The 17,715-nt window shown below is 69.9% G+C and carries 15 protein-coding genes and 1 riboswitch; of the genes, 5 read left to right on the top strand and 10 right to left on the bottom strand.

What is annotated here, in order from left to right:
- Nucleotides 1–198 precede the first annotated feature (198 nt).
- The 3 genes from ON21_RS32095 to ON21_RS32085 are packed head-to-tail and all read left to right on the top strand — an operon-like array spanning nucleotide 199 to nucleotide 2,276.
- A complete protein-coding gene (locus ON21_RS32095) occupies nucleotides 199–1,647 on the top strand; it encodes a DUF4153 domain-containing protein (protein ID WP_245562819.1) in 1,449 nt (482 codons plus the stop codon).
- A 34-nt stretch (nucleotides 1,648–1,681) separates the two neighbouring features.
- A complete protein-coding gene (locus tag ON21_RS32090) occupies nucleotides 1,682–1,960 on the top strand; it encodes a hypothetical protein (RefSeq protein ID WP_039804330.1) in 279 nt (92 codons plus the stop codon).
- On the top strand, nucleotides 1,953–2,276 hold the full coding sequence (locus ON21_RS32085) for a ribbon-helix-helix domain-containing protein (protein WP_051021563.1): 324 nt from the start codon (nucleotides 1,953–1,955) through the stop codon (nucleotides 2,274–2,276). The genes ON21_RS32090 and ON21_RS32085 overlap by 8 nt, the downstream gene beginning before the upstream one ends.
- On the opposite strand, the gene ON21_RS39775 is transcribed toward ON21_RS32085, so the two are convergent.
- The 5 genes from ON21_RS39775 to ON21_RS32055 form a co-directional block, all read right to left on the bottom strand.
- Nucleotides 2,273–3,715 carry an alpha/beta fold hydrolase gene (locus ON21_RS39775; RefSeq protein WP_218004184.1) on the bottom strand — a complete coding sequence of 481 codons (1,443 nt, stop codon included), beginning with the start codon at nucleotides 3,713–3,715 and terminating at the stop codon, nucleotides 2,273–2,275. The two genes, ON21_RS32085 and ON21_RS39775, sit on opposite strands and share 4 nt — an antisense overlap.
- 235 nt (nucleotides 3,716–3,950) lie before the next feature.
- Nucleotides 3,951–4,454, bottom strand: a complete 504-nt coding sequence (locus tag ON21_RS36240; protein WP_051021564.1) for an SLOG cluster 4 domain-containing protein — start codon at nucleotides 4,452–4,454, stop codon at nucleotides 3,951–3,953.
- Between the two features lie 5 nt (nucleotides 4,455–4,459).
- A complete protein-coding gene (locus tag ON21_RS32065; protein ID WP_039804328.1) occupies nucleotides 4,460–5,293 on the bottom strand; it encodes a DUF72 domain-containing protein in 834 nt (277 codons plus the stop codon).
- 21 nt (nucleotides 5,294–5,314) lie between these two features.
- Nucleotides 5,315–6,679 carry a purine-cytosine permease family protein gene (locus tag ON21_RS32060; RefSeq protein WP_039804327.1) on the bottom strand — a complete coding sequence of 455 codons (1,365 nt, stop codon included), beginning with the start codon at nucleotides 6,677–6,679 and terminating at the stop codon, nucleotides 5,315–5,317.
- Nucleotides 6,676–6,791: riboswitch (TPP riboswitch) on the bottom strand. (Overlaps the previous gene by 4 nt.)
- A 124-nt stretch (nucleotides 6,792–6,915) precedes the next feature.
- Entirely contained in the window at nucleotides 6,916–7,311 is a 396-nt protein-coding gene (locus tag ON21_RS32055; RefSeq protein ID WP_039804325.1) for a hypothetical protein, read from the bottom strand.
- A 467-nt stretch (nucleotides 7,312–7,778) separates the two neighbouring features.
- Here ON21_RS32055 and ON21_RS32050 point away from each other — a divergent pair, with 467 nt between their 5' ends.
- Nucleotides 7,779–9,035 carry a cytochrome P450 gene (locus ON21_RS32050; RefSeq protein WP_039804323.1) on the top strand — a complete coding sequence of 419 codons (1,257 nt, stop codon included), beginning with the start codon at nucleotides 7,779–7,781 and terminating at the stop codon, nucleotides 9,033–9,035.
- 13 nt (nucleotides 9,036–9,048) lie between these two features.
- Here ON21_RS32050 and ON21_RS32045 read toward each other — a convergent pair whose 3' ends face one another.
- Nucleotides 9,049–10,251, bottom strand: coding sequence for a styrene monooxygenase/indole monooxygenase family protein (locus ON21_RS32045; RefSeq protein WP_039804335.1), 1,203 nt, complete (start codon nucleotides 10,249–10,251; stop codon nucleotides 9,049–9,051).
- Between the two features lie 123 nt (nucleotides 10,252–10,374).
- Between ON21_RS32045 and ON21_RS32040 the strand changes: the two genes are divergently transcribed.
- Nucleotides 10,375–12,918, top strand: coding sequence for a helix-turn-helix transcriptional regulator (locus ON21_RS32040; RefSeq protein WP_157171102.1), 2,544 nt, complete (start codon nucleotides 10,375–10,377; stop codon nucleotides 12,916–12,918).
- Between the two features lie 84 nt (nucleotides 12,919–13,002).
- On the opposite strand, the gene ON21_RS36235 is transcribed toward ON21_RS32040, so the two are convergent.
- The 4 genes from ON21_RS36235 to ON21_RS32020 form a co-directional block, all read right to left on the bottom strand.
- Nucleotides 13,003–13,680 carry a class I SAM-dependent methyltransferase gene (locus ON21_RS36235; RefSeq protein ID WP_051021561.1) on the bottom strand — a complete coding sequence of 226 codons (678 nt, stop codon included), beginning with the start codon at nucleotides 13,678–13,680 and terminating at the stop codon, nucleotides 13,003–13,005.
- Nucleotides 13,681–13,689: 9 nt separating this feature from the next.
- Nucleotides 13,690–14,466 (bottom strand): ATP/GTP-binding protein, encoded by a 777-nt coding sequence (locus ON21_RS32030; protein WP_039804319.1) that lies wholly within the window; start codon nucleotides 14,464–14,466, stop codon nucleotides 13,690–13,692.
- A gap of 36 nt (nucleotides 14,467–14,502) precedes the next feature.
- On the bottom strand, nucleotides 14,503–15,480 hold the full coding sequence (locus ON21_RS32025) for an AvrD family protein (RefSeq protein WP_039804317.1): 978 nt from the start codon (nucleotides 15,478–15,480) through the stop codon (nucleotides 14,503–14,505).
- Nucleotides 15,477–17,715, bottom strand: a 2,239-nt coding sequence (locus tag ON21_RS32020) for an SDR family NAD(P)-dependent oxidoreductase (RefSeq protein WP_157171101.1), incomplete at its 5' end; no start/stop codon positions are given. The genes ON21_RS32020 and ON21_RS32025, both read right to left, overlap by 4 nt.

The following is a 17,715-nucleotide window of genomic DNA, read 5'->3' as shown; positions in this document are numbered from 1 at the left end:
CGAACCATGCCTCCGGAACCCGAATCCGTCTCGGCGGCCGATCGTGCGGCCTCGGCTGCTCCGAGCGCCGAATCTGCCTCCCCCGCAACCGGATCCAGCGCAGCGGTGGCTGCGGTCGCCGGACCGGCGATTCCCACGGCGAGTCTCGCCGACTCGAATACACCGGACGTCCGGCAACGCCCACCCAGGTGGCGGCGGGTGGTCTGTCCTCCCGGCGTGGTGCCTGCCGCGCTCGTCTCGGGTCTGGCAGCGGCGATCCTCGTCCACTGGGACCGGCCCGGCATCGGCTGGGTCCTAGCCGCCGCGATCGCCGCCACGGCGGTCTTCCTCGTCGACCGGAACGCCCGAAGGGCGGTGGCGAGCGTGACGGAAGGCGCCACCGCCGAGGCGGAACCGACGGCTGAACGCTCCACGGCGACAACGCAGTACGTGCAGAGAGCGCGGTTCGCCGGGCGTGTGTGGTGGGCGACGCTCGCACTCGCTCTGCTGGCGGTAGGGGCCTTCCGCGCCGCGGGCTGGCTGTTCGCCCTGTGTGTGGTCGCGGCGGGTGTCGCCGCTTCGCTCGCGGTCGTCGGACGACGCTCGGCGAACGGCATCCTCTACGACACCCTGGCCGTCGGGCTGGAGGTGGTCGCCGCCGTGCCGTGGGTGTACGCCGGTACCGCCGGGGTGCGCGGTGCGCACACGCCACGGGCCTGGCGGCTGGGGTTGTCGGTGGCCGTGACCATCGCGCTGCTCGCGGTGTTCGTTCCATTGCTCGGCAGTGCCGATGCGATGTTCGCCGCGCTGCTCGAGACCGTGACACCGGACCTGGACATCCCCTCGGTGGTGCGGTGGACAGTCCTCTTCGGGTTGGCCGCGCTCGGCGCGCTCGGCGCGTTGTTCGTGCTCGCGGGCCCGCCGCCGCCCGCCATCGCGCGCACGGGTGGGCGAACGCTGCGCCGTTCGGAATGGGCACTGCCGGTCGGTGCGCTCGCGATCGTGTTCACGGCGTTCGTCGCGACCCAATTCGTCGTGCTCTTCGGCGGCGACGACCACGTCAGGAAGACCTCCGGCCTGACCTACGCCGAGTACGCGCGCAGCGGGTTCTGGCAGCTGTCGGCCGTCACCGTCCTGACCCTCGGGGTGCTCGCGGTCGTATTGCGCTGGGCGGCTCAGGACACGCCCGCCGACCGGTGGTGGCTGCGCGGGCTGCTCACGGCGGTGAGCGTGCTCGGGCTGGTGATCGTCGCCTCCGCGCTCGGCCGGATGTGGACCTACCAGCGGGCCTACGGCTTCACGGTGCTGCGCCTGCTGGTGGAAGCCTGCGAGCTGTGGCTCGGCCTGGTCTATGTCCTGGTCCTGGCCGCGGTGCTACGGCTGCGCCGGGCGTGGCTGCCGCGCGCCGTGCTCGGCACCGCCATGGCGACGCTGCTGGCCCTGGCCGTGGTGGACCCGGAGCGACTGATCGCCGAGGAGAACGTCGATCGCTGGCAGCGGGGCAAACAGCTGGACACCGAATACCTGGTCACGCTCTCGCCGGACATCCTGCCCACGCTCGACCGGCTCCCGGAGCCGCTGCGTGCCGACACGCGCGCCAGGCTGCTGGCCGACCTCGGCGACGACACCTGGCAGAGCTGGAATCTGTCCCGAGCGAGAGCGCGGTGAGCTCGGCTGCAATACACTTGTATTATCGCTGATCGTGGGTTATAACTGGCCCGAGTGGGCACTGTTGTCGCTGGTGGGCATCGACCCGCGGGAAGTGCTGCAGGTGCTCATGGGCGCCCGCCGATGGCCTCGGCGGGCGCGCGGCCGGAACGAGCTCGCGGTCCTGACGGTGTGGGGCCGGACCGAGGCGGGCCGGCCGCTCATCGTCGCTGTCCGCCGCACCGAAGGCTGGCAGTGGGACATTCTGGGCGCGGTCGAGATGACCGAGGTCCAGGTGGCCGAACTCGAGCGTTGGGAGCACGCCGATGACTGACTATCCGACCAACCCGCAGGACGTCCGGGACTTCCTCTCCGGTCTGGAATACAGCGACGCGCCGGTCGACCCGGCCGAGTTGCCCCCGCCGCTGCGCGCCGAGGACACGGTCACCGTCACCACGTCGCTGCGCATCCCGTTGGAGTTGCACCAGCGGGTCAAGAAGGCCGCCGAGCAGCGCAACGTGACCATGTCCGCGCTCATCCGCGACTGGATCGAACTGGAACTGGCCGCCTTGGAGAACGACCAGCCCATTTCCCGCGCCGACGCCCTGCGAGCGCTGGCCGCTCTGCACCCTTTGCGTCAGTCGGCTTAGTCCGCGGCAGGTGTGTCGCGGGTCAAGACGTTGTCGAGTTGCGCGGCGAACTCGTCTGCGGCGGTGCGATAGCCGACGTGGTCACCGGCGAACTCGACCAGGTCCAGGCCGAGTTCCTTTGCGAGGACGGCGTTCGGGAGTCCGGGGAAGGTGTCTCTCGATTCGCGCCCGACGCCGAGTACCAGCCGGTCCGACGACGCGCGCAACGCCGCGAGATCCGGGGTGTACCGGGGATATTGCCTCAGCTCGTGTTCCATCCAGAAGACCAGGTTCTGCTGGATCCTGGTGACCATCGCGACGGCTTCCGGCGGCAGCTGCTCGACCGGGAGCGGCGGTGTGGGCCGCATGCCGATGCCGGCCGCGAACGCGGCCATGGCGGCGGACGTGCCCTCGGTCTTGCTCTGTTCGTGGATGCCGTCCAGGAAGGCCAGCCACTTCTCGCCGTCGGGCAGCAGCGTGGCCAGCGGTGGCTCGTGTGCGACGAGCGTGCGCACCAGTTCCGGCCGGGAGCGCAGCAATTCCAGCGCCACGATCGCTCCGGAACTGCTGCCGAGGACGTGGGCGGGTCCGTCGGTGAGGTGTGTGAGCAGCGCCGCGGCGTCCGCTCCGTCGGTGACGATGCGATCGCGCGGCGGTCCGTCGAGGGGACTGCGGGTGAAGCCGCGCCGGTCGTAGGCCACCACGGTGTAGCGGTCGGCGAGCCGTTCGGCGATGGCGTCGAAGCCTCCGGCGTCGCCGTTGCCACCGGGAATCAGCAGCAACAGTGGTCCGGTGCCGCGGATCTCGTAGTAGAGGGTCGCGCCGGGGACGGCGAGAGTGTGCTGGGTCGGTACGTCCATGGGGAACGCTCCTGGGAGAAGGGACAACTGTCGCAACGCCTCCCGGATGACCGGTAGCGCGGGAACGGGGGGATCGGCATCGACCCAGCGGTCGATGGCCACGTACAGCGCTGCCGTGAGAGCGCCTGCCATGATCCGCGGGAACATGTCGGCGTCGATCGCGCGGCCGGTGCGCTGCGCGATGGCTTCGGCCAGCGCGGATTCGATCACCGACTGCGATCTGCGGTACTCGCCCTGCAACGAGGGTGCGCGGGTGATCAGGCGAATGCCCGCGGTCCACGCGGGATCGGGTGGTTCGGCGTCGCGGAACTCCGCCAGCACGGCGTGGATCACCGCGGGCCACAGCGGCTCCGCCGCCGGGCGGGCGCGCAAGTCGTCCGCGATCCGGCGGGCCCGGTCCACCGCCACCGAGCAGACGGCCTCGTACTTGCTCGCGAAGTAGTTGTTGAACGTCCGCGCCGATACCCCGGCCGCCGCGGCGATGTCCTCGACGAGAACGTTGTCCAGCCCCCGCTCCACGGCCAGCCGTAGCGCCGCGAAGCCGAGCGCCTCGCGGGTGGCGAGCTTCTTGCGCTCGCGCAGGCCGAGTACGAATGCCACAGGTTCACGGTAGCGAAACTTGCGTCATGCGCAAGATTGCGTAATCGGAAAGAATTGGGAGAGCGCGAGTTGGGTAGCTTGGCAACCGGGATCGGCTGTGGCAGGGTCGATCTGGCTACGGATAGCGAATTCTTGGCGGGGCGAGCCGCGCGCGGCACGGTCGCCTCCCGGCACGTGCGCATTGCGGAGACTGGTCGCCGACGGTTGCCTGTCCGACTCGGTTCGATCGGTGCTCTCAGGTCGGCTCGGCCCGTGCGGAACCGATCCCGTCCAGTGCCCGGCGCACCGCATCGGCCGGGTCTGCCGCGCCCACTGTCGCCGCCACCGGCCGCCCGTTCGCGTCGCGGATCTCCCAACCACCAAGGGAGACAACCGGAATCCCGCCGCGCCGCCGGGCGAGGGCGACCTCCGACAGCGTGCCCCACGAGCCGCCGATGGCGATCACCGCGTCCGCAGACTCGACGAGGATGGCGTTGCGCGCCTCACCCATGTTCGTGAACAGCACCGCCGACAACCCCGGACACACCGCGTCGCGGTCGGTGTCCGGACGCACGCCGATCACCAGCCCACCGGACGCGGCGGCGCCGGCGGCGACCGCGGCCATCACCCCGGACCCGCCGCCGCACAGGACGGTGACCCCGGCTCGCGCCAAGAGTGCGCCGACCGCACGGGCCCACTCCGCTTCCTGTCGCGTGCATTCCCTGGGTCCGCAGACCGCGACCTGTCGCACCGGCGTCATCGTCGTCATCCCGCAGGCCGTGGCGACACGACCGATGCCAGGCGCTCCCGCAATGCCATGGCATCGCGGGGCGCCCGCACCTTCGCGTCGTTGTCGAAATAGGTGTAGACGTCCAGCGATGCGGCCCACGAGCGAATCTTCTCCGCCCACATGTCCAATCCCTCGTCGGTGTACCCGCTGACGTAGAGCTCGTCGTGGCCGTGCAACCGGATGTAGACGAAGTCGGCGGTGACCTCTTCCAGCAGCGGAAACCTGCCCGCCGCGTCGGCGACGACCAGGGCCACTCGGTGGCGGGCGAGCAGGTCGGTGAACTCCGGGGTCACGAAGCTGTCGTGCCGGATCTCCAGAGCATGCCGCATCGGCCGGTCGGCGTCGGTGCTCGTGTGGGCGGGATCGACGCGGTGATCGTGCCTGCGTGCGATCTCGGCGGCCTGCTCGGTGCTGCGCGGCAGCCCGGCCAAGAAAGCGTCCAGCACGTCGGCGTCGAAGCGGAAGGTTGGCGGCAGTTGCCACAGAATCGGCCCGAGCTTGGGCCCGAGCGCAAGCGGGCCGGACGCGAGGAAGTTGGCCAGCAGTTCGTCACCGTCGCGCAGCCGCTTCATATGGGTGATGAACCGGCTGCCCTTCACCGCGAAGAGGAAATCGTCCGGAGTCTGCTCCGCCCACTTCAGATAGCTCGAGGGGCGTTGCAGCGAGTAGAACGAGCCGTTGATCTCCACGCTGTCGAGTTGCTCGGATAGATAGGCCAGCTCGCGCTTGTGCGCCAAGCCCTGCGGATAGAACGTCCCGCGCCAGGGCGGGTAGACCCAGCCCGACGTGCCGATCCTGATCTGGCCCATCTGTCCATGGTGACAAATTCGCTACGCCGATGCGGTCCTCGCCGCCACCTTGCCGAGCAGCCAGGCCACCGCCAGCGCCGCCAGGAACGACAGCAGCGACGCGCTCATCCACGCCTGCGCGGTGAAGTGCAGAGCCTGCCGAGCCCGCTCCCAGAACTCGGTCCACACACCGGCGTCACCGGGGTTGATCAGTTGATACACCGCGAACCCTGCCAACCATGCGACCACCATGCCCCAGCGCGCGGGCGCGTCGGGCGCGGTGTTCCACTCGCGGCGGGCACGCAGGAAGAAGTCGGCGACCAGCACGCCGAGCAGCGGCACGAACACCGAACCGATGAGTCCGAGGAAGCCGAAATAGTTCGTCATGTCCAAGCGGAGGGCCAGCACCGTGATCAGGGCGCCGAGGCCGATCGAGAGCACTCGGCGGTCGACGCGCGGCGCGAGATTCTGGATCGACACGGCGGTGGAGTACACATTGGCGAAGGATTGGTCCGCCTCCCGCAGCACGAAGACGAAGAAGAACAGCGCGCCGAGGCTCACCTGCAAAAACGGTGCATACGGCCCGCCTTCGCCGGTCGCGAGCGCCAGTGCGAACAGGCCGAGGACATAGGCGATGATCTGGGTGAGCGCGTACGCGCCGCTGGCCGCGCCGAACGCCGAGCGACCGGTGCGGGAGTGGCGGGTGTAGTCGGCGGCGACCGGCACCCACGAGATCGAGACGGCCAGGGCGGCATCGGTGGCGACCCAGAAGAGGCTCCAGTCGACGCCGAACGGTCCGCTCCCGCTCGGTCCCGGGTTCGCCCGCAGATCGGGCAGACCGGCGCGGAAGAACTGCGCGTAGAACCAGATCAGGGCGATCACGACACCGGCGGTCACGAACCTGCGCAGCAGCCGGACCGAGCCGAGCGGCCAGATCGTGAGGACGGTCGTGAGCACGCCCGCGACCACGACATACAGCCAGTGCGGGCCGCCGCCGAACAGTTCCGCGGCAGCATCGCCGATGACGATCAACTCGAACGTCCCCCAGCCGATCAATTGCGCGATGTTGAGCACGGTCGGCAGATAGCTGAGTTTCGCGCCGAACAGCCCGCGCAGCAGCACCATGGCGGGCTGCCCGGTACGCGCGCCGGTCAGCGCCGCGGCCCCGAGCATCAGTCCGCCCACCACGGTGCCGAGGACGGTCGCCAGGATGCCGGCCGCGATCGAGATCTGCGCCGCGCCCTCGGAGTTCGGCGCGAGCACGGTGTAGGCGCCGGAGAACGCGATGAGGCTGACACCGAGATTGGCCCAGAACGCGCTCTGGTCCCAGAACGAGAGCACCTTCGGCGCGGGCTGGTCGAGGGTCAGCGGGGCTTCTTGCGCCGTGCTCGCGCGGGTCGACGACATGACGGAAACGCTCTCCCTACGCCGGCATTACCCGGACAGGTTCATGCGGTCGGCGACGCGTGCGGTCCGCCCTCTCAGCCCGGCCGTTGCCCGAGCTCCCGCGGTGGGGTGATTCCGGCGAATAGTACACCCGCGCCAGTTTCGTGAGCCGGGGAACGAGGACAAAGTCACCTCGGGGCGACCGCGCGGCGGCGAGTTCCTATGGTGACGAGCTGTCACGTGTGCAGGTGTGCGGCTCAGCCCATGAGGAACGAGGCTGCGAACCATGCGAGCAGGACCAGCACCGCACCGACCAACGCGCCCGGGAACATCGCCCGTCCCTGCCGCGCCGCCAGCACCGACAGCAACGCGCCCAGGGCGAATCCGACGATCCCGCCGCCGACCATGATCCAGACGCCCGCGCTGGTGTCGACCCGGCACTCCGGCTTGGACTCGCAGATGCCGCCCGCCATCAGGAACCACGGCGCGAGGACCGTCGACATCGCCGCCAGCGTCGCGGGCAGGAACCACAACAGCGCGCTGACGACGAGATCCGCGGTACGCGGCGGCTCGACGGCGCGGGTCTCGGGCTCGCGCGTCGGATAGCCGGAGGGGGTCGCGCCTTGGGACACCTGGTTCAGGTAACCGTGCATCGTGTCTCGCTATCGCTTGTCGGTGGAGTCGACCGGGCCGAAGGAAGTTATACACCAGCCACTTGCGCGTCGAAGTGCTTGTCTCCCCGGCAATGCGGGCGCGCGGCCGACCTGCCGTCTGGGATCGGATGGGTCCGCCCGTCCTGCCGCCGGTGGCGAATACGCAGCGTCACCGCGGGATTCGCGCGCGCCCGGTGTGGCCGGGGCGCGCCTGTCGGTGATCGTGGCCGGTCCGGGGCGGTGAGTCGTCTGCGAATTCGTTGCGGTGCGGCGGAATTGGTCGCATCGCCGCAGGTCGCGCGCCATTACCGATGCCCGTGAGCTACCTACGCGACGATCCTGTGTGTCGATCCGCTGCGCGGTCGGGACGATGCGTCGCAGTGGTGCGCCGTAGGGGCCGAACGCCGACGATCCGCGCCGAGTGCGCCCGCGCTCGGCGTGCACGCTTCTACCGTGGGAGTGACGCGTTGACCACGCCCCGAGACATCGACCGCACCGCGAATGTACCTGGCACGCAGCACGGTTCGCCCATCGACCACGACGTCGAGCGCCTATCGCTGTATTCCGCGGAGTTCGCGGCCGATCCGCATCGCGCCTACCGCGACATGCGCGCCCGCTACGGTTCGATGGCGCCGGTCGAACTGGCGCCGGGCGTGCCCGCGACGTTGGTGCTCAGCTATCACACGGCGGTGCGAATCATGCACGATCCGGCGCACTTTCCCGCCGACCCGCGCACCTGGCAGGCGAACGTCCCCGCCGACTGCCCGGTGTTGCCGGTGCTGGAGTGGCGTCCCAACGCGATGCGCAGCACGGGCGAGGAACACGCTCGCTACCGCCAGGCGAACACCGCGAGCATCGACGCCGTCGACCTGCACGTCTTACACGAGACAGTGGAGCGGATCGCGGTGCCGCTGATCAACGCCTTCTGCGTGACGGGCAGCGCCGATCTGGTGTCGCAGTACGCCTTACCGCTGGCCTTCGAGGCGATCAACGCCATGCTGGGCTGCCCGCCGGAGATCGGGCAGGAAGTCGCCGCCGCTACTCGCGCCGTGTTCGACGGGGTGGACGCGGAGGAGGGCAACCGGCTGCTCGTCACCGCGCTGCTGCGGCTGCTCGAGCACAAGCGCGCCGAACCGGGCCCGGACATCACGACGCGGCTGCTGCGGCATCCGGCCGGCTTGGACGACACGGAGGTGATCCACCAGCTCGTCGTGCTCTACGGGGCGGGGATCGAACCGCTGCAGAATCTGATCATCAACACCCTGATGCTGATCCTCACCGACGACCGGTTCGGCGGCGATGTCGTGGGCGGGAGCCTGTCGACGCGAGACGCGCTGGACGAGGTGTTGTTCACCGATCCGCCGATGGCGAATTTCTCGGTCACCTATCCGCGCCAGCCGATCCTGATCGACGATGTCTGGCTGCCTGCCCATCAGCCGGTCGTCATCAGTTTCGCGGCCTGCAACAACGATCCGGCGATCAGCGGGCACGACCACAGCGGCAACCGATCACATCTGGCGTGGGGCGCCGGACCGCACGCGTGCCCGGCCCGCAGCGCGGCCTACCTGATCGGCCAGGACGCGGTCGACCAGTTGCTGGACGCGCTGCCGGAACTGCGGCCCGCCGTGCCGGTGCACGAATTGACCTGGCGGCCAGGGCCTTTCCATCGCGCTCTGGCCGCGCTGCCGGTCGTTTTCCCCGAAACGCCGCCCTGGCAACACTGAGGCCGGGAATCGGTCAGGACGGCGCGGTCGCCGCGAGCCGGGCGAGGTTCGCCGGCCGCGCGAAGGTGTTCGCGAAGGCGTCGGCCAGTGCCGTGTCGTGCTGGGCGGCCAGCATCATCTCGCGCATGGCCGGCGGCGGATCGAGCACCGTGGCCGTCCACCGCGCTGCGGGGTGCGCCACAGCCGTCAGCCACGGCGCGGCCGCCCATTCCATCCACGCGCGGTCGTAGGGGCCGTCTGGGTCGTGCAGGATCGCCTCGCCGTAGCGGACCGCGCAGTGCACGGCGTTGTTGGCGCCCTGAGCGCCGCCCGGGTCCATCCGGCAGACGACGTCGCCTCCGCCCAGTACCGGCCTGCCCGACGGCAGGATGCCCACCGGACGGCGCATGACCGGAGTCACCGCGCCCACCAGCGTCGCCCCGGCATCGGTCGGCTCGGCGTGCCGGTACCGTTCGGCGATGTGGGCGGGCAGGTGCGCGTTCAGCAGTTCCCTGGCCCGCGCCCAGCGTCGCGCGGGCGTGCCGTGCTGATCGAACACGTCCAGCGCACCGCCGGGCCGCGCCTCGAAAAGGAGCATCTCGCAGCGGCGTTCCTGCCCCGGCCGTCCGGTCAACCCGGGATAGGAGATCACCTCACCGTGCTCGGGCAGGGCAGTGTAGGAACCGAGGCCCTCCGGATCCGGCTCGACGCCGTCGAGGTACAGCACCGCCAGCCGTCGCATCGGCGCGGCGGACGCCGGCCACGCCGCGTCGGCCTCGAAGCAGCCGGCCAGCTCACGACCCGCCCGGGTCACCACGGTCAGGTCGTGGTCGGCGGCGCGCTGGTCGAGTTCCGGTACCGAGGGATCGGCGATGCGCAGATCACCGCCCTCGGCCACGAACTCGCCGAGCCAGCGTGCGAACACCGTCCGCTGATCCACGCTCTGCGCCGGGCGGGTGAATCGTCCGGTCCAGGTGACCACCACCGCGCGATCGACGGCCATGGTGAACCGGATGCCCTCGATGTTCGGCGCGGTCGAGCGCCAGAAGCCGAGGCCGAGGTCCGATTCGAGGTCGAGCGTCGGCGGGAATTTGACCTGGGTGCTGGTCACGGTGCCCGCGAGCACCGCTTCGGCATCACGATCGGCGACCAGCGTCACCGACCGCCCGCCGCGCAGCAGACGGTGAGCGAGGGGTAACCCGCATTCGCCCGCCCCGATTACCAGTATCCGTCCCACCGTCGTGTCCTTCCGGTCGTGCGATCGACTGCCGCGCCAGCGCAATCGTCCGCGTATAGGTGGGTCGCGCACATCGGTAGAGACTCGGGAATCGCGGGATCGACCCGACTACGCTGCCCTGCTGTGTCGGTAGGACGTGCGTCGGGTCCGGGGTCTGCGCCCCCGGCCGCCAGTGATTTCGTAGGGCGTGAGCGGGAACTGGAGAAGATCGGGATGGCGCTGCTCGGCGGCACCCGCTTGGTCACGCTGATCGGTGCGGGCGGCATCGGCAAGACAAGACTGGCTACCGAGGCGGTGCAGCGGTTCCACAAAGCGCGGCGCGTTCCGGTGCATTGGGTGCGCTTGGCGCTGCTGGCGCGGGGCTCCGACGCGGCGGCGGTGGAGGAGCAGGTCGCGCGCTCGCTGATCGATGCCGACTTCTCCGGGCGATCGGCCTGGGAGGCGGTGCTGGACACGCTGCGCCGCCGCGACGCGGTCGGGCGCACCTTGCAGACCATCCTGGTGATGGACAACTGCGAACACGTGCTGGACGGCGCGGGGCGGGTGATCGCCGATCTGCTGGAAGCCGCGCCGGGGCTGACCGTGCTGGCCACCAGCCGCGAGGCGATCGGATGGGTCGACGAACAACTGGTGCCCGTTCCCGCGCTGTCGCGGGAACAGGCGCTGACGCTGTTTCGGGCCCGTGCCGGTCTGACCGGGCACACCGTCACGGAGGAGGAGAGCGAGCTGGCGGTGGAGATCTGCCGCCACGTGCACAACCACCCGCTCTACATCCGGTTGGCGGCCGCACGGCTGTTGCGCCGGCCGCTGCCGATGATCCTGCGTGACCTCACCGGCGAGGTCGGCGACCGGCGGCTGCGCTGGTCGCACGGTCCCCGGGTCGGCGCGGAGGCACGGCACCAGGGCATCCGCGACGTCATCGCCTGGTCCTACGATCTGTGCCGGGACAAGGAGCGGCTGCTGTTCGACCGGCTGTCGGTCTTCGCGGCCGGATACGACGCCGATCCGGACAACGCGGACCCGGCGCAGTCGGACGTCGGCGCCGAACTGGAGGCGATCGAGGCGGTCTGCGCCGACGACGAGCCGGACGGGTTGCATCGCGCGGAGATCGACGGCCTGCTCGAGCGGCTCGCGGACCAATCGCTGGTCACCGTGCATCTGACCGCCACAACGGTGCGGTACTCGCTGCTGGAGAGCGTCCGCTTGTTCGCCCAGCAGCGTCTGGCCGAACGCGACGGTGAACCGGCGCGGCTGGCGCGCAGGCACCGCCGCTACTACCGCGACAAGGTCGTCGCGGCTCGAGCCGGATGGTTCGGGCCGGGCGAACAGGACCTGCTGAATTGGGCGCGCGCGGCCTGGGACAACCTGCTGTGCGCCATGGCGGGCAGCCTCGCGAGTCCGGAGGAGGCCGCGGTCGGGCTGGAGATCGCCGCCGGTCTGATCGCGCTGCGCAGCCCGTTTCTCGCCGGTTCGCTGCGCGAACCACGCCGCTGGGCCGAGCGCACGCTGGCCGCCAGCAGGGCGCTGGACCCGCAGCCGGTGCGGCTGCAGGTGACGGCGATGTCGCTGATCGCGTGGATCTGCCTGTGCCAGGGCATGCACCACGACGCCGAACGGATGCTCGACGAAGGCGTCGCCCTCTGTCTGCCCGACCCCGGGGCTCGAGCGGGGTGGCGGGAGCGACTCGACGACCTCGATCTGCCCGCCTCGATCGAATTCGCCAGGGGCGCCGAGCTGATGCTGTTGCCCCGTGACGTGCGCGCGATCGCCGTGCTGGCCCGCGCGCGAGAGAAGTTCTCCGCCGAAGGCGACCGCGGCGGTGCCGCGATGAGCGAATTGTTCGAAGCGCTGGCCGCGGCGTTGCTCGGCACACCGGCGCAGGCCTTGGAGATCTCCCGGCGGCACCTGGACCACGCCGAGCGCTCCGGCGCGCGGTGGGCGGCGTCGTGGGCCGGTTTGGCGCGGGGGATCGCGCTGACCAAGCACAGTGACACGGAACAAGCGCTCGCGATGATACGGGCCGCGCTGACCACGCAGCTGGCGATGCGCGATCAGTGGGGCGTGGCGTGGGCCGTGCACCTCAGCGCCTGGGCACTGGCGCGCTCGATCCGTGACACCGGCGGTGACCGCACCGCCACGGTGACGGCTCGAGCGCGCGATGTCGCGCGCCTGGTCGGCGGCGGCGCCACGTTGCGCGACAGAATCGGCGTCAACTTCGTCAATCTCGGTCCGTTCGCCACCGAGACCGAGATCGCCGCCGACACCGCTCGCGCGGTCCTGGGTGAGTCCGATTTCGCGGAGGCCGAGCGCGAAGGTGCGCTGCTGCGTCCGGAGCTGGACGAAGTGGCGCAGCTGGCATTGGGGGAGTTGTCGTTGGACCGGCTACCCGTCGAACATCCGGTCCGGCGCCGCCGACCCTCGCACTGGGAGGAACTGTCGGCGGCCGAACAAGAAGTGGCCGTACTGGCGGCGGCCGGTTGGACGAACACCGCTATCGCCGCCCGGCGCGGTAGCTCCTTCAAGACCGTCGACGCCCAGATGAGTTCGATCTTGCAGAAACTGATGATCGGCTCCCGAGACGACATCCGCGCCTTGGTGCCCGCCGAACGACAGGCGCGGGTGGCCGACGAAGCCGCACGCAATCCCCAGCGCGCCCGGCGCTCGTGAGAGCACCGGATCGGGCCGGGCGACGTCTCGGCCGTGACGCCGCCCGGCCCGATCACCGGCCGGATTCGCCGACGTGGCCGGCGCTCACTCGTCTCGCTTGCGCGCGGTGATCAGAATGCCGGGCTCGCCGGCGATGCGGCGCACCGTCGCGTCGGTGACCGGGAGACCGGCCACGAGCTCGCGGCCGTCCTCCAGGTCGAGGCCGTAGCCCGCGATATAGGTACGGAAGAACGGCAGGCAGGCCCGGGCCATCGGCTGCGGCAGCTTCCAGCGGTCGACGAACGACCGCGCGTCCTCGAAGGTGCAGCCCCGATCCGCCTCGATCACCACCAGCAGGCCGCCGGGCCGCAGCACCCGGATCATCTCCGCGAGACCCTTGCGCTGATCGGGCCAGTGTTTGATCGAGCCGGAGCTGATCACCGCGTCGTAGGCGGCGTCGGGGAACGGCAGGTCCATCGCCGACCCCTCCCGGAACTGGATCCGGCTGCCCAGCGCCGCGCCACGCTTGCGCGCCCTGCGCACCTGCTGCGGGGACAGATCGATGCCGGTCAGCCGCAACGTGGCGCCGGTGGTGGCCAGCCCGACCGCGAGTTGCCCACCGCCGCACCCCACGTCGAGCACCTGCGCGCCGTCGTCGAGCTGCGCGACGATGTCGTCGAACAGGGTGGGAGTCATCTCCCGCACGGCGTCGGAGATGAAGTTGTCGTAGAACCACGAGTCGATCGGGTTGTAGCGTTTGGTCTTGTCCAGCAGGACGGTCATGGCGTGCTCCTAAACGCGGGTGGCGAACTTGATCTTGCGGCCGAGAGTGTGTGGTTGCTGCTGGGCGATGATCGTTTCCTGGACGCGCTCGCGGCTGCTGCGCACGATCTCCATCGCCTCCTTCACCGCGACGTCGATGTCCATCACGGTGGGGATGTCGAGCATCGAGACGATCGATTCCAGGCGCTGTTCGGGGGTGCCGCGCACGGTCACGACCGGCTGCCCGAGCTCGCTGATCGCGTGCAGCAGTTGCCGATCGGAGATGGCGCGGTAGCGCTCGTCGACCGGACGGTGGCCGTCGGGGTCCATCGGCACCTCCACCGGAAGGTGGAAGAAGATGTCGTAGTTCTGCCGCGCCCGCTGCCTGGCCATGTCGCCGTAGGCGTTGAGATAGCGGCGGTAGAACGGCCGGCCGGGCAGGGTGAGTGCGTTCTTGACGGCCTTGTGCCAGCGCGCCGAGCCGGGGTTCGGGCCGGTGACGAGCCGCGTGGTGCCGTAGATCCACTCGTTGAGCACCGAACCGTCGGCGATGAATCCGCCTTGGGCGTCGAGGATGGCCTCGGCCTGGATGCGCAACTCCAGCCTGCGGAACCCCAGCGCCATCAGTTCGGTGGTGCTCAGATCCTGGAAACGCATGCCCGGATAGAGCTCGGTGACCACCTCGCGAGCGGACGAGGCGTCCACCCGGGGAATGCCGGTCAGCAGGGACAGCGCCGTGGAAGTCGTGGTCTTCCCGGTCGAGTAGGTCCCGGAGATCACGATGCGTCGATAATTGTTTCCCGACATGGGGGTGCCTTTCTGAACGTTCGTCGATTGCGCGGGTTAGGCGGGCAGTCGGTGCGCGAGGTCGTAGCGGATCTCGCACCCGGCGAAGTCCGACGCCCAGCTGGAGATGCGCCAGTCGCCGCCGCCGAAGGCGAGGACCATCGATCGCGCCATGTGCGTGGTCGCGGTGCCCGCTGTGCACGGCACCGGGGGAGCGGACGCCCGCGCGGTCATCCGGCGCATCCACAGCGTCTCGCTGTCCTTGCGGGCGATGTTGTCCAGCTCGTAGAGCACGACCTGGGACAGTTGCGCCAGGATCACCGTGGCGTCCACCAGCGTGACGGAAGGCTGGTAGGCGTCGGCCACGCCGTGCCAGGGACCGGCCGAATCCGGTTCGGCGAGAGCGAAATCGGCTTGTGCCCGGCTGCCGCCGTCGGAGACGACGACGTTGCGCAGATACTGTCCGCGGGCGTATACCCCGCCGTGGAAGTAGCCGCGATCCGTCTCCTGCACGGTGCGCGGTTCGGCCTGCGCCGGTCGTGGCGGCGACGGTAACGCCACGGTGGCCTCCAGGCTCATACCGCCGCCGAGCGCCCCGGTGATGCTGATGGTGTCGCCCTCCACCGCGACGACCGTCGCGCCGATCGAGAACTCCTCCAGCGACTCCGTCGCGATGGTCCCACTGCTGAACTGCACGAAAGGCACCCAGCACGAACGGATCTCGCCGTCGGTGAGTCCGTAGCACTCGCGCAGGATCACCTCGAGCAGCCGGTAGCCGAAGATCGAGCAATCGATGCTGCTCACATGCGGCACCAGCACCCGGGTGCTCTTGCGTGACCAGTCCAGCGGATAGTGCACTCCCGCGGTCGCCGTCAGCCGTGGCCTGCCCTGCGGGTCGCGATCGAGGGTGATATCGAAGATACGGTGGGTGATCCGTTTGTAGCCTTCGCCGAAGAATCGCCCGTCCCGGTGCCCCAGTACGGTGTCGATGTCGGCGTAAGCGATGAGTTCGGTGGACATGTCGGTGCCTTTCATGCCGCGGCCTGTGTGTCGGCGGGCTCGGAGAACTGGCTGACCACCTTGGCTCCGATGCCGCGCAGCGACAGGCCCCTGCTGAGTTCCAGCGCGGAGATCTTCACGTCGAGCTCCTTCTCGGTGCGGGCCCCGAACTCCATCGCCATGAGCGAGTCCATGCCGAGATCGGTGACCGGCTCGTCGATGTTGATCGTCTCGGTGTCCACGCCGAGCACCACCGCGAGCTGATCGGCGAGGCGCTGGGCGACGAAGTCGGCGCGCTGTTCGGTGGGCAGCGTGAGGATCTCGGTGCGCAGCGCGCCGCCGGCCTCGCCGCCGACACCGATGTCGGCGAGCAGCTGCCGGAAACGCCGGGTGTCGGTGGACGGCCGGGCCACCCGCGACCACACCGTCCAATCGATATCCGCCACCGCGGCCTGAGTGGTGTCGAGAGCCAGGCATTCGCGCAGCAGAGCGGTGGCCCGGTCCATGTCGATGGGCAGGAAGCCGATCGACTTCACATAGTCCACCAGTGCCTCGGTCTTGTCGGCCATGCCGCCGCCGCTCATGAAGCCCCAGTTCACCGCCAGCGCCGCGGCGCCGCGGGCGCGGCGGTCGGCGGCGAGCGCGTCCAAGGCGGCGTTGGCCGCGGCATAACCGATCTGCGGAGTGATGCAGCCCAGCGCGCTGATCGAGGAGTAGAGCACGAACATGTCCAGCTCGATGCCCGCGGCCTCGACCGCCCGGTCCAGATGCTGCGCTCCGAGCACTTTGGCGAACAGTTCGTCCAGCGATTCCCGGGTGATCTGCGGGATGGGCAGGTTGTTCACCACCCCCGCCGCATGGAAGATCCCGCGCAGCGGGGCGACGGACCGAATGCGCTCCACCAGCGCGGCCGTCGCGGCGTAGTCGGCGACGTCCACCCGCTCCTCGACCACCGAGACACCCGCCGCGGTGAACGCCGCGACCTGCTCCCGAGCCTGTGGCGTGGACGCGCCGCTGCGGCCGACGAGCACCAGCGTCCGCGCCCCCTCGGCGACCAACCAGCGGGCGGTGGCAAGGCCGAAGCCGCCGAAGCCGCCGGTCACCAGATAGCAGCCATCCGGGTCGATCCGCGGATGGGCGAGTTTCGGGCGCACCATCGGCTGTTGTTCGCGCAGGTCCAGCACGACCCGGCCGATCTGGTCGGACCGCGCGACCGACTCGAACGCCGCGGCCAGCTCCGACACCGGATAGGCCGTGTGCGGCAGATACCGGTACGCGCCCGCCCGCAATGCCGCGTGGCTGGCCCGCATCGGTGTGCGCAGCAATTCCGGATCGTGGGCCAGCGCCCGGTCCATGTCGACGGAGAAGAACGTGAGGTTGCGGTCGAAGGGACCCAGATCGATGACCCCGCCGGTGTAGATGTCGGCCTTGCCGATGTCCACGACGCGGCCGAATTCCGCGGCCACCCGGAAGTTCTGCTGCAGGATCTCGCCGGGCGCCGAACTGTAGATCACGTCGACACCCCGGCCGCCGGTGAGATCGGCGATCTCGTCGACGAAGTCGGCCGTCCGCGAGTCGAGCACGTGGTGCGCGCCGAGCCCGCGCACTTGCGCACGGCGCTCCGGCGTGCCCGCCGTGGCGATCACCGTGGCGCCGATGTCCAGCGCGACCTGCACCCCGGCCATGCCCATGCCGCCCGCCGCGCCGTGCACCAGGACGGTCTCCTCCGGCCGCAGGCGCGCCAGCGTCCGCAAACCGAATTCGGCGGTGAGATACGGCAATCCGGATCCGCAGGTCAACGGGTCGTACGCCTCGCCGGGCAGTAGCCGGTGCGGCATGGTCGCACCCGCGTCGGCGGGCATGGTGACGTATTTGCGGAGGATGTCGCGGGCGCACACCATCATCCGGTCGCCGACCGCGACGTCGGTGACGCCGGGCCCGACGCGCTCGACCACGCCGGAGCCCTCCATACCGACCGTCGTACCGAAATACGTTCCGCCGAGTTCCTTTTCGGTGAGCACGCCGATGACCTTCATCGCGTCCTTGTAGTTGAGCCCGGCCGCCTCCATCCGGATCTCGATCTCGCCGGGGCCCGGTGCGACCCGTTCGGCCTCGCGCAACGCCAGATCCGACATCAGCCGCGATTTCGGAATCTCCACCACGAACGAGGCCTCCGGGTCCGACAGCGGGGTGGCCCGGTTGCGCTCGTCGAGGTGCGTGCCGAAGTTCCGGTCCAACCGCACCGCCCAGTGATCGGTTCCGCGCACACCG

This window comes from Nocardia araoensis NBRC 100135, assembly GCF_000308435.1.
Taxonomy (GTDB): domain Bacteria; phylum Actinomycetota; class Actinomycetes; order Mycobacteriales; family Mycobacteriaceae; genus Nocardia; species Nocardia araoensis.
The sequence above is the reverse complement of the archived record's forward strand: the minus strand, read 5'-3'. Positions and strand labels throughout refer to the sequence as shown.

Coding starts and splice junctions, on each gene's coding strand:
- ON21_RS32085 (WP_051021563.1), top strand. CDS start 1,953: ATGACTGACTATCCGACCAACCCGCAGGACGTCCGGGACTTCCTCTCC.
- ON21_RS36240 (WP_051021564.1), bottom strand. CDS start 4,454: ATGACGCCGGTGCGACAGGTCGCGGTCTGCGGACCCAGGGAATGCACG.
- ON21_RS32065 (WP_039804328.1), bottom strand. CDS start 5,293: ATGGGCCAGATCAGGATCGGCACGTCGGGCTGGGTCTACCCGCCCTGG.
- ON21_RS32060 (WP_039804327.1), bottom strand. CDS start 6,679: ATGTCGTCGACCCGCGCGAGCACGGCGCAAGAAGCCCCGCTGACCCTC.
- ON21_RS32055 (WP_039804325.1), bottom strand. CDS start 7,311: ATGCACGGTTACCTGAACCAGGTGTCCCAAGGCGCGACCCCCTCCGGC.
- ON21_RS36235 (WP_051021561.1), bottom strand. CDS start 13,680: ATGACCGTCCTGCTGGACAAGACCAAACGCTACAACCCGATCGACTCG.
- ON21_RS32030 (WP_039804319.1), bottom strand. CDS start 14,466: ATGTCGGGAAACAATTATCGACGCATCGTGATCTCCGGGACCTACTCG.
- ON21_RS32025 (WP_039804317.1), bottom strand. CDS start 15,480: ATGAAAGGCACCGACATGTCCACCGAACTCATCGCTTACGCCGACATC.